Source organism: Ferrimonas sediminum, from assembly GCF_900100175.1.
GTDB lineage: Bacteria > Pseudomonadota > Gammaproteobacteria > Enterobacterales > Shewanellaceae > Ferrimonas > Ferrimonas sediminum.
On the sequence record NZ_FNEM01000011.1, the window covers coordinates 20,478 to 41,148 of the forward strand.

Sequence of the window (20,671 nt, forward strand, 5' to 3'; positions counted from 1 at the left end):
TTACAGAGGCGGCGCACAAGGTAAAGCCCTGTGGCAGCAGATTCCGGCCTAGTCGTTGGCCGACTTGGCCTCTGCGTCCCCATGCTTCACATCCGGCGAGGTACGCCAGTAATCAGCCACGGTTTGCTTCATCTCTTTGGACAACAGCAGCAAGCCCACCAGGTTCGGTAGCGTCATCAGCACAATGGACACCGCTGCCAGGTTCCAGACAACGGTGGTATCGGCCACCGCGGCCACCATGAAGCCAGTCACATAAAATACCCGGTAGGTAAGAATCCAGCGACTTCCGAACAGGTAGGTCACCGCCCGATCGCCATAATAGGACCAGGCGATGGCGGTGGAGAAAGCGAACAGCAACAGACCGATGGACACCACATACTGGCCGTAGTCACCGAAGTACCCCCGGGTAAAGGCCTTGGTGGTCAGTTCGGCAGAGTGGATCAGCGACCGCCCCTCAATGCTGACATCCAGATCCAGTGGCTTGCCCTGGCTGATCTCCAGGTTGCCACTGAACGGGAACCCCTTCACCGTATAGCGCACATCCTCGGCCACAGAGCGGGCCGCAATCAGAGTAAAGTCCTGATTCACAGCTTCGCCATCACGAATCACGATGACTCCATTGTAAGCGTTCACCTCGCTGTCCGCGCCGGTCAGGTAGTGGAACAGTTCGGTCTTGTCCACATCGCTGCTGTCGCTGTAGTGGCCACTGATGTACTCGATGTCGGCGGTCTGGAAGCTGTTGTAGTGCTTCTCGGTCCACACGCCGGAGGAGAGAATCACCATCCCGGTCAGGGTACAGACGATGATGGTATCGATAAAGGGCTCAAGAATTGACACCATCCCTTCGGAGACCGGCTCATCGGCGCGGGCGGAGGCGTGGGCAATGGGCGCACTACCCTGACCCGCTTCGTTGGAGAACAGGCCACGGTTAACCCCGCGGTTAAAGGCATACGCAAAGGTGGCGCCCAGGAAGCCGCCGGTGGCGGCAGAGCCGGTAAAGGCATCGGCGAATACCGACAGGAATGACGGCACCAGGTTGTCGATATTGAAGAAGATCACCGACAGCGCGCCGAGGACATACAGCACCGACATCGCCGGAACCAGGGTCGAGGTCACCTTGGCGATACGGCTGATGCCGCCGAGAATCACCAGCGCCAGCAGCACCGACAACACCCCACCGGTCATCACCGGCGCAATGCCGAAGGTGGCTTCCATGCTGACGGCGATGTTATTGACCTGGGGCATATTGCCGGTACCAAAGGAGCTGACGATGGTCGCCAGGGCGAAGATCACCCCCAACCACTTCATGTTCAGCGCCTTGTCCATGAAATACATCGGGCCGCCGGCCATGGTGCCGTCGTCGGTCTGCTCCCGGTATTTGTGTGACAGAGTCACCTCGACGAACTTGGTGGTCATGCCCAGAAAGGCGGTCATCCACATCCAGAACAGCGCCGCCGGGCCACCGAGGAAGATCGCCAGCCCTACGCCACCGATATTACCGGTACCGACGGTGCCGGACAGGGCCGTCGACAGCGCCTGAAAGTGGCTAGTGTCACCAGGCGCACGCTTATGATCGTGCTTACCCGCGACAATCTGCCAGGCCCGGCGGAAGTAACGGATCTGCGGAAAGCCCAGGTACAGCGTAAAGAACAGACCGACACCCAGCAGCACCCAGGGAAACCACGGGGCTGATCCCAGAATGCCATCAAGAGACAGCAGAAAGTTGTTGATTGCCTGCAAAACGAATTCCTTATTATTGTGTTCGGCCACTCCAGGCCAGCAAAAGCTACGTCGATTTTCGGGCTATCTCGGACAAAGGTTCTGGTTGTCCTTAGGGCAAAACGATCGAATGCCGCCTTATTTGCCAATAGAAACACCCTGTTACGGAGCTGTTAAGGTTCTACACTATCAACAACAAATGGGCAGACTCAAGAAACGACCGCCGCGGTGGGGCTGGGCATTGTGCCAGACTACCGCCAGCAGACAGCAGGTAGTGCTGACACTTGGGCCACAGGCCCGGAATCCCTCGCTAAAGCCGAACAAATGGCGGGGTTTGCTCCAATTGCGACAATCTCAATTTTCCTGTTCCAACGAGGCGTTTTCCGCCGCCGCCTGCAGAGTAAAGCCACCGGCCGGCGTGGTGTGGCTCAACTTTGCCGCCACCTCGAGAATGCCGTCCAGCAACGGGCTGTCCTTACGGTAGGCCAGATACACCGGCCTCTCGATCAGGCTGTTGGCGACCACAAGGTGCAATTGACCACTGTCGAGAAACGGCTGGGCCATGGAGAGTGGCAGGTAGGCGGCGCCGCCCCGGCTCAGCAACACATCCAGCGCGATGCGGGCCCCAGACGTGCGCATCGATGGTGCCCTTAGGTTCGGGTGCAGACGGGCATGTTCCTGGGAGAACTCCAGCCCCCAATCCAGATAGACGTAGTCCTGACTCACAGCCTGTTCAGCGGCCTGACTGCGGGTACTGACCAGCACCAACGGCAATTGCGCCATCTGCCGACACTCCAGCAACTCCGATTTAACCGGCTCAAACAGGATTCCCATGTCCAGGGTTCTCTGCAATAAGGCCCGGTTAAGCTGATCCTGACTCAAGGTCTCAGCGCAAAATGCGTACCCGGTCAGGGTCTCGGTGATCACCCCCAGGCAATGCTGCAGATAGGCATCCCAGATATTGGGGGTTCCGGCGATGGTGAGCTGAGCCTGCTCCTGACGAGTCAATTTCAAATCATCTCTGGCCTGCTGCAGGGTGCTGACCATCACCTCGGCGTAACGAACCAGTCGTTCTCCCGATGAGGTCAGGTGAATGTTGTTACGCTGGCGTACAAACAACGTGGTATCGAAATACTCCTCCAGCTGTTTGATGCGGGCACTGACCGCAGCCTGGGTAATGTTAAGCCGATCCGCCGCCCGGCCGAAGTGGCGTTCTCTGGCCACTTCCAGAAAGGTTGTGAACCCTTTTACGTCCATTTTTTACCTCACTCAATAATAGCGAAATAGTAACAACGGAATTTTGTCGTGACGATAGAAATATATCGTTTTTCTTTTCTCCCTCAGCGCCCTATCTTGCGCCCATTCTCCACTTAGGAGTAGCCCATTCCCCTTTGAAAGGGCTTCATTCAGATAGGGTCTGACTATGTATGACAGTGAATTCAGAGCTGGCGTGCGCGACTTTGTCGACACTCGTCGCTTTGGCCGAGGTTTTCACCGCAGTGGTGATTTCACCATTAAAGAGAGCGAACTGCTCACCCGCTATGGCCACACCATGGTCCAGCTGGCCAGTGGGGCGTTGATGCCAGAAGGCGAGCAGGAACATCGATTTGTGACCGTGGTGGCCGGTCTGCGTTCGCCCACCTCGGCACTGGAGAGGGTATGGTTGAAATACCTCCGGCTGAGTGGCTGCCGCCGGCGCCTGTTCAGTCTGCAGGACAGTCGGCCCGTGCCACCGCCCTCAGACCCGAATCTGTTTTTTGACGACTGAATTGAGTAACCCATGAATATCTGTTTTTTGATGTACCCCTGGAACCGTATCGATCCAGCCTTTGACTCAACCCTGCGCCTGATCCACGAGTGCGTAGTTCGCGGCCACACGGTGGCAGTGACTACCCCCAACAGCCTGACCATGCGCGAGTCCACCGTCTATGGCTTTTGTGACGTGATCACCAATGGCAAAGGGGTATCCGACAAACCGGAGCGGTTTTACGCTCAAGCCCAGCTTAAACGGGCAAAACTGCCAATGGCAGGGTTTGACTGCATCTTTATGCGTGCCAATCCGCCACTGGACACACTGGCGCTCAATTTCCTGGACTCGGTGAAACAAGACACCCTGATCATCAATGATCTGGAGGGGCTTCGCATCGCCAACAATAAGCTCTATACCGCCGGCTGGAACGGCGCTGCGGGTCAGTATATTCCCACCACTCACGTGTCAAAGAACAAAGAGTATCTGCAACAGGTTCTGACGGAAAACCAGGCCGACAAGATGATTCTTAAGCCACTGAATGGCTTTGGCGGCGAGGGCGTGATCGTCATTGAAAAGCGGGCCCAGCAAAGCATCAGTTCCCTGCTGGATTTCTACATTGGCAGTGGCGACCGCACCCATTACGTGATTCTGCAGGATTACATCGAGGGCGCCGAAGAGGGGGACAAACGGATCCTGATGCTTAACGGCGAGCCCATCGGAGCCATGCGCCGGGTGCCCGCCGCCAACGACGTGCGATCCAACATTCACGCCGGTGGCAAGGAGGTAAAGCACAGCCTGACCAAAGAGGAGAAGCGACTGTGTGCCACCGTCGGTCCGCAACTGGTTCGTGACGGCCTCTATTTTGTCGGTCTGGACGTTATCGGTGACAAATTGCTGGAGGTCAACGTGTTGAGCCCCGGTGGCATTACCCGAATTAACAAACTGAATCGCACCCGACTGCAACGTCAGGTCATCGACTGGATGGAAAACATCGTCCACAGCCGGGAGTTATTGTTACAACGTAAGACCATTTACCGCCAGGCCATTAATGATGCAAACGTTATCGCTGTCTGAGGCACTGAGCCTGATTGAGCGCCGCCAGCCCTTCCATGCCGAGGTCGAGGGCGTGGCACAGCTGAAAATTGAGGCCTACCTGCCAATAGTCAGCTGTGCCATCCATGCCGGGCACAGGTTGAGCCCGGCGCTGGCCAGCCAGTGTCTACTGACCGATGAAGAACGCCGTTTCGAAGAAGATCCGGCCACCGATACCCTAATCTCCGCCCAGCCCATCACTCTGGTGGGCTGTGATTCCCGGTTCGAGTACGACCTGAACCGGGCCCAGGCGCTGTCGACCTATTTTAAGTCGGCCTGGAGCAAACCGGTATGGCGGCGGCCGCTGTCGGCACAGAAACGAAGCCAGTGCCAACAGAAACACCGGCGCTTCTATCAACTGTACGACGGCCTTATTGCGTCTTTGGAGAAGCAGTTCAGCCATGTTCTGGTGTTTGACCTGCACAGCTATAACTACCAGCGGATTGAGCGCAAAGTTCCGGTATTTAACATCGGTACCGGCCAGATCGACATGGAGCGCTGGGGAACGGTGGTGCAAAGATTTAACCGGGAGCTGGGGCGGGTTCGACTGCCGAACCTGAGCGTCGAGTCCAAGCTGGACGACGTGTTTCAGGGGCGAGGCTACCTGATTGCCCATACCACCGCCCGCTTTGACCGCACCCTGGTGCTGCCGACCGAAGTCAAAAAGGTGTTTATGGATGAGCACTCCGGCGAGCTGTACCCTCAGGTGATGGAAGCGCTGGCCCTGGGGTTGAAAGAGGCGTTTACTCAGACCTCGGCTCTGTTTGAGCGTCAGTTTAATCGTCGTCGCCACGCCAGCAAACATCAGATGCTGGCTACGCGAATCGACCCTAAGGTGGTGGCTCTGGACAAAGCCCTGTACCAACTGGCCAAAGGCATGGAAACCCTGCCTTACATTAATCCGGTGAACCTGCAGCAGGAGAAGCAACGCTACCTGGCGAACCCAAAAGGCTATTGCCCCAGGTTCCGGTACCGGCAGCAGCGCCTGAATCCGTTTGAGTTTCGGGAACAACTGTACCGGTTGCCGTTCGACAGCATCAGTGATGCGGGCGTACGCCAACTGTATCAACAGGTGGCCGACAATCTGTCGATGCGGGTGGAGTTGCTCACCTCGGTGGGCAGTGACCAGTTTCGTTACAACAGCCTGAGGTATTACGGCAAGCCCGATGAGCGCACCCTGAAACAGGCGGGATTTCTGTTACAGGCCGCGGCAAAGCCAGAGGCCGACGAGCCAAGGTTAACGGTGCAGCAGGTGTGTGAGCAGCTTCGGGGTCATGCTCAGCAGCTCGGTATCGCCTGCCGGGTTCAGGCCAGCGGCACTCTGGCCGCTAAGGCGATGGTAATGAGTGAAAAAGCCAGCCTGATGATCAACCGGCACGCCCAGTTTACCGAGCGTGAAGCGCAGGCGTTGGCCCATCATGAACTTGGGGTTCACATGACCACCACCATCAATGGCCGGGCGCAGCCACTTAAACTGCTGTCACTGGGGTTGCCGGGCTTTACCGAAACTCAGGAGGGACTGGCGATACTGGCGGAATACCACAGCGGCTGCCTGACGCTGGGCCGGTTAAAGCTGTTGGCGGCACGAGTGATGGCGGTGGACTCCATGCTTAGGGACGATCATCTGCCGACCACAGTCAACCGTCTAATGGAGGAAGCCGGACTGGCTCAGGACGATGCATTCATCGCGGCGGCCCGCGCCTATCGCGGCGGAGGCCTCACCAAGGACTATCAGTATCTGAGCGGATTTTGCACCATGCTGACACTGCGTCAGCAGCGGGATTTGAGTCCTCTCTATACTGGAAAATGCGCACTGGCCTATCTGGAGATTCTGGAGGAGCTGTGTCAGCGGGGTTGGCTGCATTCGGCGATGCCGGTGACGCCCACCTCCCCGGCTCAGCGCGAGCCGGTCATGGCCTTTGTGCTCGACAGCCTGACCCAGGCGGCCTGATACATCAATCCCCGCTTTCGGGCGGGGATTCACTGGGCTTACCCCGGCGACTTAGTTATCATTCGGGTATGACTGATATTAAGGCTCCGCACATGATTATTAAGGATAACACCGTCGTTTCCATCGCTTACACCCTGTATCTGGAAGATGGCCAGAAGGTCGACGTAGTGTCCGCCGACGACCCGGTGATCTATACCCACGGCAGTGGCATTCTGGCCGAAGGCCTGGAGCAGGTGCTGCTGGGTCACAAAAAGGGCGATGAACTTAAGGTAACCCTGACCCCGGATCTGGCCTTTGGCGATCACGATCCGCAGATGGTGCAGACGGTGCCTGCCGACATCATCAAAGGGGCCGACGAACTGAAAGTGGGGATGCAGATCGCCGCCGACACCGATCAGGGACCGATGGAGCTGACCCTGACCGCCGTGGAGGGAGACACCATCACTCTGGACGCCAACCATCCGCTGGCCGGTAAAACCGTCATCTTTGACGTCAAGGTGTGCGATGTGCAACCGGCACAAGAGGACGACAGCGCCCCACTGCAATAAACACCGCAAGACCGAAGTGAAGCGGGTCTCAGGACCCGCTTTTTTCGTCTGCTGTGCCATGGTAACGACTACACTGATAGTGTTCCGTCCTCACACAGGAGGTGACCCATGGGTGTCGCTATCAGTGTCATTGATTATCTCGAAGAGCTGGGGGTGCAATACCAACTGGTTCCTCACGCTCACAGCCAATCTTCCATTCAATCTGCCCTGTCTGCCGGGGTCTCAGCCAGGCAAACGGCCAAGTCCGTGATGCTGGAAGACAACGAAGGCCGGCGGGTGATGGCGGTGATTCCCGCCGCCAACCGGGTAGTGATTCAGCAATTGAGCCAACAACTGAAGCGGGAGCTGCATCTGATCCCCGAGTCCAAATTGAAGGGCCAATTTGACGATTGCGAACTGGGTGCCCTGCCCGGCGTCGGCGACCCTTACAACGTACTGGCGGTGTACGACGACGCCCTCGAAGGTGAAGATCATGTCTATCTGGAAGCCGGCGATCATGAACACCTGATCCGCATCAGCAACCAAGGCATGAAAGCATTGATGGCCGATCATCCCCACGGCCGTTTCAGCGCCACCGCGGTCTACAATGAAAAACCCAGACGAGCCTGGGACTGGCAGTAATCCGTGACGGGGCGGTGGTCGCCGCCCCACTTGCCTCCATGGAGTCAGCCCGCAGTGGCTCAGTTACGCTCAGAGGGATTGCAGCGTGTCAGTAAAGACTCGAAAAACTCGCTGCCCTTTCGACGGGCAAAGGCGATATTGCGCTCCGGAATCGACTCGGGCTCCTCATAGCTTTCAAGGGCCTTCTCCATGCTGGCTTCCCGAATCAGATGGATCAGCGGCAGCGGAGAACGGTTGGTATAGTTAGACGGGTCGTCTTGAGGCTCGCCATCGAAGCAGTAGTCCGGATGAAAGCTGGCCAGCTGGTAGTGACCTTCGTAACCCTGCTCTACCAGCAGCTCCGACGCCAGTGCCACCAGATCCAGGTAGGCATAGAAGCCCTCGAAGCCCCGAGGCAGGATGCACAGGGTGGTCTCGGTGTCGGGGTGGGAATCCAGATACTCGCATTCCGCCACCAGGTTGGCCAGCACCGCCTTTACCTTGGTCTGCTCAAACACCGCATAGCGAATGCTGTTTCGCTCCACTTCTCGACGGGCAAAAGGGCACAGGTTGTACTTCATGATCACCCGCTCTACCCAACGCCGTGTGGCAACAATCGACTCTGTCTCTGGCACCCTTAACTCCCTGTGGCTCTTTGCGGCAGTCAGGCTGCCCAATCAGCGCCAGCATACCACAGCAGGGTGATCCGGATCACACCCTCACAGCAACAGCATGCCACCATGGCTGACCACCGCCACCGAGGTCAGGCTCAGCCGCAGCGTCCGGTAACCCGGCGGTTGCCGGCCAATCCAGCGATCGGCGGCCAGCATTACTGCAAACGCCAGCGCCAGGACGCCTAGCGCCACCGGGACCGGCGCCAGTACTAACGCCAACCAACCGACAATGCTGGGCCACATGGAAAAGTGAATTTGCCAATTGCCGGATCCCAGCAGCAGCCCCTGGTACCAGTGAATGCCACCAAGAAACGACAGAATGATGGCGCTGTACTGCAAAAAACCAGTCTGCGCCTGAACGGAATCAATGACCCCGGTCATCAGCAGCAGTGGCAATGTAACGAAGGGAGTCAGCCCGGCGATTCCGAGCCAGAGAGCATGGCGAGACATAAGCGGCTCCAGATGGCAGTGTCGCTTATCAGTACGAACGCCCCTTAGACCCGGATCTGTGTTACTGGGTTACCATTTTGGCGATCGCCTCGGCTTTTTCTTCGTCGGTCATCTGCGACGGTGGCGGCGTCAAAATCCCCTTCTGGTAACCCGGCCGAGCAGCCAACTCCTCCATCCAGCGCTGCAGATGCACCAGGCCGTCTATCTCAATGCCACTCCACTCATGAGTCCTCACCCAGGGCCAGGTGGCCATATCGGCGATGCTGTACTCTCCCGCAAGATAGGGCGTCTTCGCCAGTTGACTGTCCATCACCTCGAACAAGCGACGCCCCTCCTTTTGATAACGCTCGATGGCCGCCGAAATGGTTTGCGGAAAATAGCGATAAAACACATTGGCCTGCCCCATCATCGGCCCCACGCCCCCCATCTGAAACATCAACCACTGCATCACGACCGAACGCTGCTTGGCATCGCTGGGCAGAAACCGGCCGCTTTTCTCAGCCAGGTATAACAGGATGGCGCCGGATTCAAACACCGCAAAATCATCGTTGCTGCGATCGATGATGGCGGGAATCCGACCATTGGGGTTGATGGCCAGAAACGCCGGCTGCTTCTGATCCAGGGCACTCAGATCCAAAGCATGCACCCGGTAATCCAGCCCCATCTCCTCAAGGGCGATGGAGATTTTATGGCCGTTGGGGGTGGCGGCAGTATAAAGCTCAATCATGACAACTCCTGGTTAACTGAATGCGGGACGGGCGGCCACCAGAGAACGCCAGCGGTCAATGTTGGGGTAGGGCTGCGCCAGGGCAAACTTGACTCTCTCCATGAAAGCGAAGAGCGCCCAGGCGGTAATGTCGGCTACGGTGAAGCGCTCACCAGCCAGGTAGGTGCTCTCTCCAAGGCGCTGTTCCAACTTGGGCAGAAACTCATCCAGTCGCTTTCTGGACTCCTCACCCCAGGCCTCAACACAGCGCTCTCTGTCTGCGTAGACACCGCTGAGATTACGAAACGCCTGAAACGCCGGAACCAGGCCCTGGTGTTCAACGATTCGGGTCCACATCTCCACCTGCCCCTTCTCCAGCGGTGTGGTGCCAAATAATGAGTGATCGCCAGGATGCAGCGCATCGAAGTAGCGGCAGATGGCGATGCTCTCACACAGGGTGGTGCCGTCATCCAGCTCCAGTACCGGAATCCGGCCGTTGGGGCTGAGTGCCAGAAACGCGTCGGACAGATTCTCTCCACCCCGCACGTCCACCTGCACCCTTTCGATATCCAAATTCATCTCTGCCAGGAACAGGCTGACCCGCTGGGCACTGGGTGTCATCGAGGCCTCATAGATTTTCATTGCAGAACCTTTATCTGAACGTTCGTTTAGATTAAAATCTATCCATTACAGAACGAACGGTCAACTATTAATTTCAGCGGAGGAGCCGTGGCCAGACAGTGTCAATTCGATCATCATCAGGTGCTGGAGCAGGCGATGCAGCTGTTCTGGAAACAGGGGTACGAAGCCACTTCGGTGGCCGACCTGGTCACCCAGTTACAGATCAACCGGTTCAGCCTGTACAACAGTTTTGGCGATAAGCAGCAGTTGTACCACCTGTCGCTGCAGCACTACCTGGATCAACACTCCCTGCCCCGACTTAAGCCACTGTTCCAACCGAATGCGGATCTGTCGACCCTGACCGACTTCATCAACCAGATGGCTGCCGATCCTGACAATGCCTGTCTCGGTTGCTATATCCAGGCGGCACTACTGGAGCGCCGACACCTGGATCCTCATGTCAAAGAGCTCGCTGACCAGCTGTTTGCCGCTGTGAGGGAGGGATTCGAACACTGTCTGCTGCAGGCACAGCAACAAGGACAGATCGCCGCAGGCCGTCACATAGCTGAGCTCTCGGCCTGGCTGCTGCTGCAGATACAAGGGATTCGAGTGCTGCTGCGGGCGGGTCAGCATGACACCCTGGCGTCGGCAGTGAAGCAAATTGTTACGTTTTTAACCCGCCCCTGAATCGAGTCATTCAGGTGCAGTTAAGCGGCTCCCGGTCTATCCTGTTAACCAACTGATTCCGTACAAGGAACTCCCTACTATGCGAAACACTCTGCTCGTCGGCGCCGTCGCGCTGACCGCCACCCTGGCCGGCTGCGCCACCGCCCCGGAGACTCACACCCTCGACGGTGAAGTGTTCTATCGGGAGCGGATTGCCATTCCCCAGGACTCGGTGGTTAAAGTTGCCCTGCAGGACACCTCAAAGATGGATGTGGCCGCCGAAACCCTGGCCAACACCCAGTTCAAGGCGCAAGGAGGCCCTCCTTACGCCTTCTCACTAAGCTACCCGGCCAAAGCCATCAAAGAGGGGATGCGCTACACCATCAGCGCCCGAATCGAGTCACCGGACGGCCAGTTGATGTTCATCAATACCCAGTCGGTACCGGCCTTTGACACCCAGCCCCTAAGTGTATTGGTGAGCAAAGTGGCCGCCCCCGCAACCACCGCCCTGACCCAGACCCAGTGGCAACTGACCGACATCAATGGCCAACCTGCCGATCTCGGCATGGGCGATAAGGCGGTGAGCCTGATGCTCAGCGACGATGGTATCGCCTCTGGTTTTGCCGGCTGCAATCGCTATCAGGGTCGATTCGAGTCCGGGTCCGAGGGCATTCAGGCCGGTCCGTTCGCCGTGACCCAGATGGCCTGCCCCTCCGGTATGGAGCTGGAGCACCAATTTCTGACCACCCTGGATAAGGCCGATTCCACCAAGGTGGTGGGCGATACCCTGTTGCTACTGGACAGCGGTGGCAAGGTGTTGATGAGTTTTAGCGCCCGCTAACCCGTTTCGTCATTGCTGCCGCCGTTCCACTGCCTGGCGGCAGCAGTGACCTTTTCCTCCACAACCACACCGTTTTCCTTCCTGTAGCCCGTATACTGATCACTCCAAAATGATCCAGCATGGAGTGCTAGGATGACCCTCTCTACCCTTGAAGGTGGTTGCCTGTGCGGCGCCATTCGCTACCGTACCTCGGCCGCGCCTTTTGCCGCGGAGTATTGCCATTGCAGCCAGTGCCGAAAGGCCGTCGGCGGGGTCGCTGTGGCCTGGATGGACTTTAATCGCAATCAGGTTCGCTGGCAGAAGCAGATCCCGACCGAGTTCGCCTCGTCGGAGCACGTATTTCGGGGGTTTTGCTCCCAATGCGGTACCAGCCTGAGCTTTCGGGATGATCGCTACCCCGACTATCTGACCCTGTCGGTCGCCTCTCTGGATGATGTCAATCAGGTGATCCCCACCTACCACATCCACACCGATAGTCAGCCGAACTGGTTGAGCATTGATGACGAGGGTCCGCGCTATGGTCAAAACCGCGGCGACCACTCCGGTGGTTGAGCCCCGACTTGCTAAAAAGACAGGGAGCCGTGCCTGTTGTTGAATTAACCGGGCTCGCCCCGGTCAAGCTCCCGCGTGCCAATTAACACATTAACGCCAGAGAAACGGCCCCCTCGATGCCATTAAATCATGTTCAAGAAACTTATTAAGGCTAACCTTAGCACCTCCCACTCTACAATTAAGGCAACACAATCCAATCGCCATTCTTAAACGACAGTTGACCGGAATTAAATTTACCAATTAACAAATACCGACAGCAAGTCTATAAAAGCATTGGTAATAATATAAATTACTAACTATTATCCATTATTATACGATAAAACATCACGGCGCCACGTTAGTAAAATCTGTTGCTCCATCATTCATTCCAACCCGGTATCCCCCCTTAACCAGCAACCGAAAATCACCACCCCCAACTCCAGCATAAAACCATTAAAAACAAGCGCTTACATAACAATAATGTACTGCGCGCTCGAATGGTTCACAACAATATCCAAATCTAAAAAAACAAAAATGCATACATCAGTTAATGTAATTTCACATATTAAAAGTGTGAACATAGTCACTGCCAATTAAATTAGTACAATGTTAATTTAGTGCTAACTAAATTAGAGCCGCAAATAACCAATTAAAGAGGAGGTAGCCACAAAGCAACACCGATAGTTAAACAACAAATAGTGCCGCCACACATAATCAACAAAGTACACGGCGGCAACAAAAACTAATATTGTCGACCTTTATAAGCGACATGGAGAATTTTGATGAAAACGAACCGACTGCTGGCCATCAGTGGGCTGTTTCTGTTCACGCTGGCATTACCGACACACGCCGCCAAGCCCATTGATTTCGATGGCGATGGCGTAAAAGCATCCGCTGATTGCAATGACAATGATGCCTCCGTCTGGGACCTCAACTCCTGCGGCCAGTGCGCCATTGAGCCCGTAAACGGATGTGCCGTAGACAACCCCCACTCCAACTTGAGCTGGACCGATTACCCCAGTGGCTGTATTAACTGCCATGATGGCGGTGAAGGCGGTAGCCAGTATGAAGAGATGTTTGGCTCCACCCACTACCAGTGGACCGGCGAAACCCCAGACATGACCAACCAACCCGGCACCCTGCAAGGCAAATTGACCAACGGCGTAAACAGCTATTGCATCAATATTGAAGGTGACTGGCCGGTATGTGGCTCCTGCCACGCAGGTCGTGGCTTGAAGCCCGGCGAAGGAGACACCAGTGCCAACGTCGACTGCCTGGTGTGCCACAACAAGGACTACGCCCTCAATCGCGTGCGCAAATCCGATGGCTCCCTGGGCCCTGCCGACGGCACCGCCCAAGCGGATCTGGACGGCTATGTACAGAACATCGCTCCGCCTGAGCGCACCAACTGCCTGAAGTGCCACGCCTATGCCGGTGGCGGCGATGGCGTTAAGCGCGGTGACCTCTCCTCCGCGTTGATGGCTAACGGTGACGCCCACTTCGACGTTCACATGAATGTGACCGGCGCCAACCTGCAGTGCCAGGATTGCCACAAGTTTGAGAGCCACCGAGTGATCGGCAAAGGCTCCGATCTGCGACCCACCGATGACATCGTTCGTGGCTCAGAGATCAATTGTGCCAACAGCGCCTGCCACGACGGTATGGACTCCGGAACCGGCCACGCCAGCTCCGGCCGCCGCGGAGAGCCGGATCGCCACGTGCCTCGCGTAGCGTGTCAGTCCTGCCACATCCCTGCCTACGCCAAGGATCTGGGTGCGCCAAACCATATGCCTACCGAGATGCACCGTGACTGGCAGTTCCACCACGACGGGACTCCGGCCGATGGCGTATCTGGCCCTGGCCACCCACACACCGACAAGCTGGCGAACCAGGTACCTGAGATCCGTTTCTGGAACCGTAAGAGTGACAACTACCTGCTGGGCGATCTGGCCAAGGTGGATCCCGAGACCGGGCTCTATCCGACCTCCCGCCCTCTGGGCTCTGTCAATGACGGTAAACTCACTCCATTCAAGTACAAGACCGCTCACCAGCCCATGACCAGCGCAGACGGTCGCATGATCGCCCTGGACACCTTTGAATACCTGAAGGCTTCCGGTGACGTAACCAAAGCGATTGAGAATGGCCTGAGCAACATGGGTTACCCAACCAATGAACCCTACGAGTGGATCGAAACCGACACCTTCCAGATGATCAACCACGGGGTCAACCCAGCCAGCGACGTGGCGGACTGTACCCAGTGTCACCAGGAGTCTCTGGATCTGACTACCGACTCCAAACTCGATACCATGGGCTTCAAACTTAAGGGCCCCAAAGAGCAGGTGTGCGCCCAGTGCCACGACGGCAGCAAGAACCTGCCCCGCACTTGGGATCGTATGCATAACCACGTAGAGAAAGGCTCCGGCATCGGTTGCTACTTCTGTCACGACGTGCAGCGCCCCGAGCGCAACCTGTGCGGCCCTTGTGATACCAGCTGCTCTGGCGAGTTTGTGGATAATATCCCGTATCCGCACCAGTGTAACTGAGCGTCTAGCCACCCTTAGACACCGTCCGGGAAGCGCCGTCGTAACGTATCCCAACCCGTAAGGGCGGCACAGTACCGGTTACATTCAAAGCCCCTTTAACAGGGGCTTTTTTAATCCAGCTCCGCTTTTTATCGACGCCCGCGGCAATCGGCTTAACCCGAAATGAACATTACGGTAATATGCGGTCACACAAAAAAGTTCCATATTTGGGAGAAAGAGATGAAACAAGCATTGATTGCTTTGGCTTTAGCGGCACTGGTTAGCGGTTGTAGCCCGGAAGTGGGCAGTGAAGCCTGGTGCAAGAAGATGGAAGAGACGCCCAAGGGTGACTGGACCGCCAACGAAGCAACGGACTACGCCAAGCACTGCGTATTTTAGAGAGAACGGGGCGTGCAACGCCCCGTTTTCTTTTCCCCGCCATAAGTGGACTTTCCCCTACAACTCAATAACAATCAATGCAGGTACCCGGCCTGGAGCTCCGAATGGCGGCGCTTGTTCTCCCCCTGATCATCATCATCGCACTGCTAGCATTGCAACTATTTCGCTACCAGCAGAAACTGCAGCAGGCTCAACAACAGCAAAACCGGCTGAAGCAGATTCTGGATCACGCCGGCGCCTGCATCTACACCAAAAACCGTTACCAGTGCTACACCTACGCCAACAAACCCTGCCTGGAAATCTTCCAGATTGACGAAAGCCAGCTGCCCGATTTCAGTGACAGCCACTACTTTCCCCTGGATACCCAGGAGCAACTGAAGCAGATTGACCAGAAGGTTCTGGATCAGGGGCAGGCCAACCAGGAGGAGGTGATCGTCGAGCGCGAACTGGGTAACCCCACGGTCTATCTGGAAACCAAGCATCCGCTCAAGGATCACGAGGGAGAGATCAACGAACTGGTGGGCATCTCCACCGATGTCACCGAACTGTGGCGATTGAAACAAGCCCTGGAGATGCAGGCCAATATCGACCCACTCACCGGCATCGCCAACCGATTGAAGCTGGATGCCATCTTTCAGACCGAGATCGATCGGGCAAACCGCTACCAGACACCGCTGTGTGTGTTGCTGGGGGACATCGACCACTTCAAAAGGGTCAACGACAGCCATGGTCACCAGGTGGGGGATCGGGTGCTGATCACCGTCGCCCAACTGATTCAAAGCAGTCTGCGCAGCTCGGATCACGCCGGTCGTTGGGGAGGCGAGGAGTTCCTGATCATCTGTCCGCAAACGGAGCTGGGTCAGGCAAGGCGGCTGGCTGACCGTATCCGTCTGGCGGTGGCCGGACACCAGTTCGAGAACGACTGCCAGCTCAGCATCTGTTTCGGCGTCGCCGCCTTCAACCAGGGTGACAGCGTCAGTTCCCTTACAAGTAAAGCCGACAAGGCACTCTACCGAGCCAAGGAGAGCGGCCGCAATCGGGTGTGCCAACACGTCCAGTAGTCCCGGTACACTGGCTAGGGTGGCATCGCTGGCCTATGCTCAAAGCAACCATCTGTATCCTAAGTAGATATTATGAGACTTCTGCCGCTGGTTTTACTGTTTTCGCTACCACTGTCCGCCCGCCCCTTCGACCCTGGCTTCAGCGTCCGAGTCGGCGGCTTCTGGGCAGAGGTGGACTCCAGTTTCGGCGCCAAAACCACTATAAGCAACACGCCAATCCGCATCGATTTTGAGTCGGACCTGGCGCTGGAGGAATCCAAGTTCAGCCCCTTTATCGAGCTGACCTACCGCTTCGACGACACGAACCTGTTGGCATTAAACTACCTGTCTCTGCATCGCAGCGCCGAGAGCCGCTCGACGGAGCAGAGCTACGAGTTCGAGTGGGAGGGCAACCGCTATAGGGTCGACTCCGGCGCGCGTCTGCGCTCCCAGCTGGATGTGGATATCTACCAGCTGGTCTACAGCCGCACCCTGTTTCAGGGCAGCGACTACAGCATCATGGGCACCCTTGGGTTGCATCTGATGGATATATATGCCGAGCTCGACGGCGAGATCAAGTTAATTGGGGAAGGCGGCGAAGAGGAGGTAGCCGACCGCGCCTTCGGCGAGATCACTGCCCCACTACCGGATATCGGATTGATCGCCGGCTGGAGCTTTGCCGATGGCTGGTTGGTGGCCCTGCATACTCAATATCTCAAGGTCTCGTTCGACGATATCGACGGCAGCCTGCTGGACCTTCGCCTGCAGTTGACCCATTACATCGCGCCCAACCTGGCGCTGGGCCTGGCCTGGCAGCACTACGAACTGGAGGTGGAGGAGAAACGCAGCTACTCTAATGTCGACGTCATCTTCAACTACCAGGGTCCGTCGCTGATGATCCATTACGATTTCTAGGCCGACCATTCCGGTAGACGACACAATCTCCCTCACCGGGTTCGCGCGTTGCCCTCAGATTCCATTCAGGTTGAGATACAGCGACAACAACCACTCCGGCATGTACCCCACCCGCTTCGATATCACGGTGCCATGTTCATCGACAATCAGATAGGTGGGATAGGCCACCACATCCAGATAACGGGACAACTCCTGACTGCCGAGCAACACCTGCTCGGGTGCCTGATCGGCAAACGGAGTCAGAAAGCGTGAGACCTCGTCGAGACTGGTGTAGGACAGCGCCACCGGCACCACATTTTTCCCCTGTTGCTGCCACTGCGCCAGATGGGGAAAGGTGACTTCGCAGATGGCGCACCAGGGCGCAAACAGATACACCAACCGGTGCCCGCCGCGGCTGATATCCGAGGAATGGCCACTGGGTTGCCACTGCCCCTGCTGCCGACTCAATTCCGGCAAGGTGATCGCCGGCATTTGATCGGACACCGGTACCATCATCAGGCTACGAATCCAGCCCCCCAGCCACAGCGCCAGCAGCACCATCACGGCCAACTGTGCCCCCTGGATCACCCATTGTCGTTTAATCACTGTCTTCCTTTATAAAAAACGGCCTATACCCTAATGATACAGACCGCCTAATCGAGAGGGAATTTCACCGGCTCAGTCGGTTTTTCCCAGCCCGAAGTGCAGGAACGTCTTATCGGTGGCCATTCGGCCTCGATGTGTACGCTGTATGAAGCCCTGCTGAATCAAAAACGGCTCGATGACGTCTTCGATAGTCTCCTTCTCCTCGCCGATGGCCGCCGCCAGGTTGTCCAGCCCTACCGGCCCGCCGGCGAACTTCTCGACGATGGTCAGCAGCAGTTTACGGTCCAGGAAATCGAAGCCTTCACTGTCCACATCCAGCACGCCCAGTGCTTCGGCTGCCACTTGCTTATCGATGCTGCCCTGGTACTTCACCTCGGCGAAATCCCGCACCCGCCGCAGCAACCGGTTGGCAATACGCGGCGTGCCACGGCTGCGTTTGGCCACTTCGATGGCCCCCGGCTGGTCCAGTTCCAGATTCAGCACCTGGGCACTGCGGCTGACGATGGAAGTCAGATCGCCGACGTTGTAGAACTCCAACCGCAGCGGAATGCCAAAGCGCGCCCGCAGCGGCGACGTCAGGGCTCCGGCCCGGGTGGTGGCACCGATCAGGGTAAAGGGGGGCAGATCCAGCTTGATGGAGCGGGCCGCCGGCCCTTCGCCAATCATGATGTCCAGCTGATAATCTTCCATGGCAGAGTAGAGAATCTCCTCCACCGCCGGGCTGAGCCGATGAATCTCGTCAATAAACAGAACGTCGTTGGGTTCCAGGTTGGTCAACATCGCCGCCAGATCGCCGGCTTTCTCCAGCACCGGTCCGGAGGTGGACTTGATGCTGGCGTCCATCTCATTGGCAATGATGTTGGCCAGGGTGGTCTTACCCAGCCCCGGAGGACCAAAAATCAGGGTGTGATCCAGCGCCTCACCCCGCTGACGGGCGGCGGCGATGAAAATCTCCAGCTGACTGCAGACCTCCTTCTGGCCGGTGTAATCGGTGAGTTTTTTCGGCCGCATGGCCCGATCGATGACCGATTCCTGAGTGTCCTGCTCTTGTGGGGCAATCAGCCTGTCTGCTTCAATCATCCAATCGCTCCTACATCATCGCCTTGAGGGCATCTTTAATCAGTTTCTCGGAGCTGGCACCCGGGGCATGAACCTTATCCACGGCCTTTTTCGCCACGGTAGCCTTGTAGCCCAGGGCTTCCAACGCGGCAATGGCATCGTCGGTGGCATCCGGCGCGGTGATGAAGGTATCCTCCACTGCGTTGCCCAGGGCAAAGCTGTCGGCATTGGGGGTCGCCAGCGAAGCGGCAAAATTTTTCATCCGGTCGCGCATCTCCACCACCAGCCGTTCGGCGGTCTTCTTGCCGACACCGGGCACCTTGGTGATGCCGGTAATGTCTTCCCGCTGCACCGCTGCCACAAACTGCTCCGCCGACATCCCGGACAGGATGGCCAGCGCCATCTTCGGGCCAATGCCGTTGGTCTTAATCAGCTCCCGGAACAAGGCCCGCTCCTGCTTGGTGGCAAAGCCATACAACAGCTGGGCGTCTTCACGCACCACGAAGTGGATGGACAGCACACAGGGCTGCCCCAGATCCGGCAACTGGTAGAAGCTGGTCATGGGCAACTGCACTTCATAGCCAACGCCATTGCAGTCGATCAGCACTTCCGGTGCCTGTTTTTCAATCAGAATTCCGCTAAGTCGTCCAATCACATTGTGTCTCTTTATCGTAACCGGCCACGAACACGGGCCGTAACTTTCCCTGCCATGGCTACCATACTCTCTCGGGTATGGCTGTGGCAAAGGGCGATGGCCAGGGCATCGGCGGCATCGGCCTGCGGGGTCGCAGGCAGCTTAAGGATGCTCTTCACCATGTGCTGAACCTGGGACTTCTCCGCCCCGCCGGTGCCCACCACCGCCTTTTTGATCTCGGTCGGACTGTACTCGCTGATAGGCAGGCCCAGGTTGGTGGCGGCCACGATGGCCACCCCCCTCGCCTGCCCCAGCTTTAGCGCCGAGTCCGGGTTGCGGGCCATAAACACCCGCTCGATGGCGAACTCATCGGGCTGAAACTGGCGCACCAACTCGCTGACGCCATCGAAGATGCACTTGAGGCGCTCGGGCAGCTCACCGTCCGGGGTACGAATACAGCCACTGCCAAGATAGCTGTGGCTTCGCCCCACCTTTCGAATCACACCGTAGCCGGTGATCCGTGAGCCGGGGTCGATGCCCAGGATGATGGTCATTCGTCGAGCTGCTCCATGATCTCGTCGGCGATGTCGGCGTTGTGATACACCTCCTGAACATCGTCATGATCTTCCAGCACATCGATCAGCCGCAAAAACTTTGGCGCGGTGGCCGCATCCAGCTCCGCCTTGGTGGAGGGAATCATGGTCACTTCGGCGTTCACCGATTCCAGCCCGGCGGCATCCAGGGCGTCTTTTACGGCACCGAACTCCACCGGCGTGGTGTACACGTCGATGCTGCCGTCGTCGTTGGTGTCGACGTCATCGGCACCCGCTTCCAGGGCGATCTCCATGATCTGCTCTTCATCGGCACCTTCGCCGTAGGAGATAACGCCCTTCTTCTCGAACAGGTAGGACACCGACCCGTCGGTACCGAGATTACCGCCGGACTTGGTGAACGCGCTGCGCACGCCGGAGACGGTACGGTTGCGGTTATCGGTCATGGTTTCTACCATCACCGCGGTTCCGCCGGGGCCGTAACCTTCGTAGATGATGGTTTCCAGCACCTGGCCATCCAGTTCACCGGCACCGCGTTTCACCGCCCGATCGACGGTGTCGCGAGTCATGTTGTTGGACAGCGCCTTGTCGATGGCCGCGCGCAGGCGTGGATTGGAAGCCGGATCCGAGCCCCCTTCGCGGGAGGCCACGGTCAGCTCACGAATCAGTTTGGTGAAAATCTTACCGCGCTTGGCGTCCTGTGCCGCCTTGCGGTGCTTGATGTTGGCCCACTTACTGTGACCTGCCATAATTTTTCTCCTGTTACCGGAACCCGGTTCCGGCCTGAAACAATAAAGCTGCCCGCAGGCAGCTTTGT

23 protein-coding genes are annotated in these 20,671 nt (G+C 57.3%); 12 read left to right on the forward strand and 11 right to left on the reverse strand.

Features of this window, described 5'->3' with window-relative positions:
* Positions 1-48 precede the first annotated feature (48 nt).
* On the reverse strand, positions 49-1,740 hold the full coding sequence (locus tag BLT77_RS12820; protein ID WP_090365855.1) for an alanine/glycine:cation symporter family protein: 1,692 nt from the start codon (positions 1,738-1,740) through the stop codon (positions 49-51).
* A 333-nt stretch (positions 1,741-2,073) separates the two neighbouring features.
* Positions 2,074-2,976, reverse strand: coding sequence for a LysR family transcriptional regulator (locus BLT77_RS12825; RefSeq protein ID WP_090365858.1), 903 nt, complete (start codon positions 2,974-2,976; stop codon positions 2,074-2,076).
* A gap of 166 nt (positions 2,977-3,142) precedes the next feature.
* On the opposite strand from BLT77_RS12825, the gene BLT77_RS12830 reads away from it, so the two are divergent.
* From BLT77_RS12830 to BLT77_RS12850, 5 genes are all read left to right on the forward strand, one after another.
* A complete protein-coding gene (locus tag BLT77_RS12830; RefSeq protein WP_090365860.1) occupies positions 3,143-3,487 on the forward strand; it encodes a MaoP family protein in 345 nt (114 codons plus the stop codon).
* A 12-nt stretch (positions 3,488-3,499) separates the two neighbouring features.
* Positions 3,500-4,543 carry a glutathione synthase gene (gene gshB / locus BLT77_RS12835; protein WP_090365863.1) on the forward strand — a complete coding sequence of 348 codons (1,044 nt, stop codon included), beginning with the start codon at positions 3,500-3,502 and terminating at the stop codon, positions 4,541-4,543.
* Positions 4,518-6,512: a flavohemoglobin expression-modulating QEGLA motif protein gene (locus BLT77_RS12840; protein WP_245709942.1), complete on the forward strand. Its 1,995-nt coding sequence runs from the start codon at positions 4,518-4,520 to the stop codon at positions 6,510-6,512. Before gshB ends, BLT77_RS12840 begins: the two co-directional genes overlap by 26 nt.
* Positions 6,513-6,604: 92 nt before the next feature.
* Positions 6,605-7,060, forward strand: a complete 456-nt coding sequence (locus BLT77_RS12845; RefSeq protein WP_176819305.1) for an FKBP-type peptidyl-prolyl cis-trans isomerase — start codon at positions 6,605-6,607, stop codon at positions 7,058-7,060.
* A 108-nt stretch (positions 7,061-7,168) separates the two neighbouring features.
* Positions 7,169-7,681 (forward strand): aminoacyl-tRNA deacylase, encoded by a 513-nt coding sequence (locus BLT77_RS12850; RefSeq protein WP_090365871.1) that lies wholly within the window; start codon positions 7,169-7,171, stop codon positions 7,679-7,681.
* 59 nt (positions 7,682-7,740) lie between these two features.
* On the opposite strand, the gene BLT77_RS12855 is transcribed toward BLT77_RS12850, so the two are convergent.
* From BLT77_RS12855 to BLT77_RS12870, 4 genes are all read right to left on the reverse strand, one after another.
* The gene (locus BLT77_RS12855; protein WP_281241975.1) at positions 7,741-8,295 is read right to left on the reverse strand and encodes a DUF1415 domain-containing protein; all 555 of its coding nucleotides are present in this window, start codon (positions 8,293-8,295) and stop codon (positions 7,741-7,743) included.
* Between the two features lie 84 nt (positions 8,296-8,379).
* On the reverse strand, positions 8,380-8,784 hold the full coding sequence (locus BLT77_RS12860) for a DUF3429 domain-containing protein (protein ID WP_090365875.1): 405 nt from the start codon (positions 8,782-8,784) through the stop codon (positions 8,380-8,382).
* A gap of 61 nt (positions 8,785-8,845) precedes the next feature.
* Complete coding sequence (locus BLT77_RS12865; protein ID WP_090365877.1) at positions 8,846-9,511, reverse strand: glutathione S-transferase family protein; 666 nt, start codon at positions 9,509-9,511, stop codon at positions 8,846-8,848.
* Between the two features lie 12 nt (positions 9,512-9,523).
* Positions 9,524-10,132 (reverse strand): glutathione S-transferase family protein, encoded by a 609-nt coding sequence (locus tag BLT77_RS12870; protein ID WP_090365880.1) that lies wholly within the window; start codon positions 10,130-10,132, stop codon positions 9,524-9,526.
* An 87-nt stretch (positions 10,133-10,219) separates the two neighbouring features.
* On the opposite strand from BLT77_RS12870, the gene BLT77_RS12875 reads away from it, so the two are divergent.
* From BLT77_RS12875 to BLT77_RS12905, 7 genes are all read left to right on the forward strand, one after another.
* The gene (locus tag BLT77_RS12875) at positions 10,220-10,798 is read left to right on the forward strand and encodes a TetR/AcrR family transcriptional regulator (protein ID WP_090365882.1); all 579 of its coding nucleotides are present in this window, start codon (positions 10,220-10,222) and stop codon (positions 10,796-10,798) included.
* A 79-nt stretch (positions 10,799-10,877) separates the two neighbouring features.
* Positions 10,878-11,618, forward strand: a complete 741-nt coding sequence (locus tag BLT77_RS12880; protein ID WP_090365885.1) for a YbaY family lipoprotein — start codon at positions 10,878-10,880, stop codon at positions 11,616-11,618.
* A 132-nt stretch (positions 11,619-11,750) separates the two neighbouring features.
* The gene (locus tag BLT77_RS12885) at positions 11,751-12,170 is read left to right on the forward strand and encodes a GFA family protein (RefSeq protein ID WP_090365888.1); all 420 of its coding nucleotides are present in this window, start codon (positions 11,751-11,753) and stop codon (positions 12,168-12,170) included.
* Positions 12,171-12,931: 761 nt separating this feature from the next.
* Positions 12,932-14,692, forward strand: coding sequence for a hypothetical protein (locus tag BLT77_RS12890; RefSeq protein WP_090365891.1), 1,761 nt, complete (start codon positions 12,932-12,934; stop codon positions 14,690-14,692).
* A gap of 219 nt (positions 14,693-14,911) precedes the next feature.
* Complete coding sequence (locus tag BLT77_RS12895) at positions 14,912-15,070, forward strand: DUF3012 domain-containing protein (protein ID WP_090366125.1); 159 nt, start codon at positions 14,912-14,914, stop codon at positions 15,068-15,070.
* 104 nt (positions 15,071-15,174) lie between these two features.
* On the forward strand, positions 15,175-16,131 hold the full coding sequence (locus BLT77_RS12900) for a sensor domain-containing diguanylate cyclase (RefSeq protein ID WP_176819306.1): 957 nt from the start codon (positions 15,175-15,177) through the stop codon (positions 16,129-16,131).
* 72 nt (positions 16,132-16,203) lie between these two features.
* Positions 16,204-17,025 carry a hypothetical protein gene (locus tag BLT77_RS12905; protein ID WP_090365895.1) on the forward strand — a complete coding sequence of 274 codons (822 nt, stop codon included), beginning with the start codon at positions 16,204-16,206 and terminating at the stop codon, positions 17,023-17,025.
* Positions 17,026-17,079: 54 nt separating this feature from the next.
* On the opposite strand, the gene BLT77_RS12910 is transcribed toward BLT77_RS12905, so the two are convergent.
* From BLT77_RS12910 to BLT77_RS12930, 5 genes are all read right to left on the reverse strand, one after another.
* The gene (locus tag BLT77_RS12910; protein WP_090365897.1) at positions 17,080-17,610 is read right to left on the reverse strand and encodes a TlpA family protein disulfide reductase; all 531 of its coding nucleotides are present in this window, start codon (positions 17,608-17,610) and stop codon (positions 17,080-17,082) included.
* Between the two features lie 72 nt (positions 17,611-17,682).
* On the reverse strand, positions 17,683-18,690 hold the full coding sequence (gene ruvB / locus BLT77_RS12915; RefSeq protein WP_090365900.1) for a Holliday junction branch migration DNA helicase RuvB: 1,008 nt from the start codon (positions 18,688-18,690) through the stop codon (positions 17,683-17,685).
* A gap of 10 nt (positions 18,691-18,700) precedes the next feature.
* Entirely contained in the window at positions 18,701-19,324 is a 624-nt protein-coding gene (gene ruvA, locus BLT77_RS12920) for a Holliday junction branch migration protein RuvA (protein ID WP_090365902.1), read from the reverse strand.
* Positions 19,325-19,335: 11 nt separating this feature from the next.
* The gene (ruvC, locus tag BLT77_RS12925) at positions 19,336-19,857 is read right to left on the reverse strand and encodes a crossover junction endodeoxyribonuclease RuvC (RefSeq protein WP_090365905.1); all 522 of its coding nucleotides are present in this window, start codon (positions 19,855-19,857) and stop codon (positions 19,336-19,338) included.
* Positions 19,854-20,603, reverse strand: coding sequence for a YebC/PmpR family DNA-binding transcriptional regulator (locus BLT77_RS12930; RefSeq protein ID WP_090365908.1), 750 nt, complete (start codon positions 20,601-20,603; stop codon positions 19,854-19,856). The genes ruvC and BLT77_RS12930 overlap by 4 nt, the downstream gene beginning before the upstream one ends.
* Positions 20,604-20,671 lie beyond the last annotated feature (68 nt).

Coding starts and splice junctions, on each gene's coding strand:
- BLT77_RS12825 (WP_090365858.1), bottom strand. CDS start 2,976: ATGGACGTAAAAGGGTTCACAACCTTTCTGGAAGTGGCCAGAGAACGC.
- BLT77_RS12830 (WP_090365860.1), top strand. CDS start 3,143: ATGTATGACAGTGAATTCAGAGCTGGCGTGCGCGACTTTGTCGACACT.
- gshB (WP_090365863.1), top strand. CDS start 3,500: ATGAATATCTGTTTTTTGATGTACCCCTGGAACCGTATCGATCCAGCC.
- BLT77_RS12840 (WP_245709942.1), top strand. CDS start 4,518: ATGATGCAAACGTTATCGCTGTCTGAGGCACTGAGCCTGATTGAGCGC.
- BLT77_RS12845 (WP_176819305.1), top strand. CDS start 6,605: ATGATTATTAAGGATAACACCGTCGTTTCCATCGCTTACACCCTGTAT.
- BLT77_RS12850 (WP_090365871.1), top strand. CDS start 7,169: ATGGGTGTCGCTATCAGTGTCATTGATTATCTCGAAGAGCTGGGGGTG.
- BLT77_RS12860 (WP_090365875.1), bottom strand. CDS start 8,784: ATGTCTCGCCATGCTCTCTGGCTCGGAATCGCCGGGCTGACTCCCTTC.
- BLT77_RS12865 (WP_090365877.1), bottom strand. CDS start 9,511: ATGATTGAGCTTTATACTGCCGCCACCCCCAACGGCCATAAAATCTCC.
- BLT77_RS12870 (WP_090365880.1), bottom strand. CDS start 10,132: ATGAAAATCTATGAGGCCTCGATGACACCCAGTGCCCAGCGGGTCAGC.
- BLT77_RS12880 (WP_090365885.1), top strand. CDS start 10,878: ATGCGAAACACTCTGCTCGTCGGCGCCGTCGCGCTGACCGCCACCCTG.
- BLT77_RS12885 (WP_090365888.1), top strand. CDS start 11,751: ATGACCCTCTCTACCCTTGAAGGTGGTTGCCTGTGCGGCGCCATTCGC.
- BLT77_RS12890 (WP_090365891.1), top strand. CDS start 12,932: ATGAAAACGAACCGACTGCTGGCCATCAGTGGGCTGTTTCTGTTCACG.
- BLT77_RS12895 (WP_090366125.1), top strand. CDS start 14,912: ATGAAACAAGCATTGATTGCTTTGGCTTTAGCGGCACTGGTTAGCGGT.
- BLT77_RS12900 (WP_176819306.1), top strand. CDS start 15,175: ATGGCGGCGCTTGTTCTCCCCCTGATCATCATCATCGCACTGCTAGCA.
- BLT77_RS12905 (WP_090365895.1), top strand. CDS start 16,204: ATGAGACTTCTGCCGCTGGTTTTACTGTTTTCGCTACCACTGTCCGCC.
- ruvB (WP_090365900.1), bottom strand. CDS start 18,690: ATGATTGAAGCAGACAGGCTGATTGCCCCACAAGAGCAGGACACTCAG.
- ruvC (WP_090365905.1), bottom strand. CDS start 19,857: ATGACCATCATCCTGGGCATCGACCCCGGCTCACGGATCACCGGCTAC.
- BLT77_RS12930 (WP_090365908.1), bottom strand. CDS start 20,603: ATGGCAGGTCACAGTAAGTGGGCCAACATCAAGCACCGCAAGGCGGCA.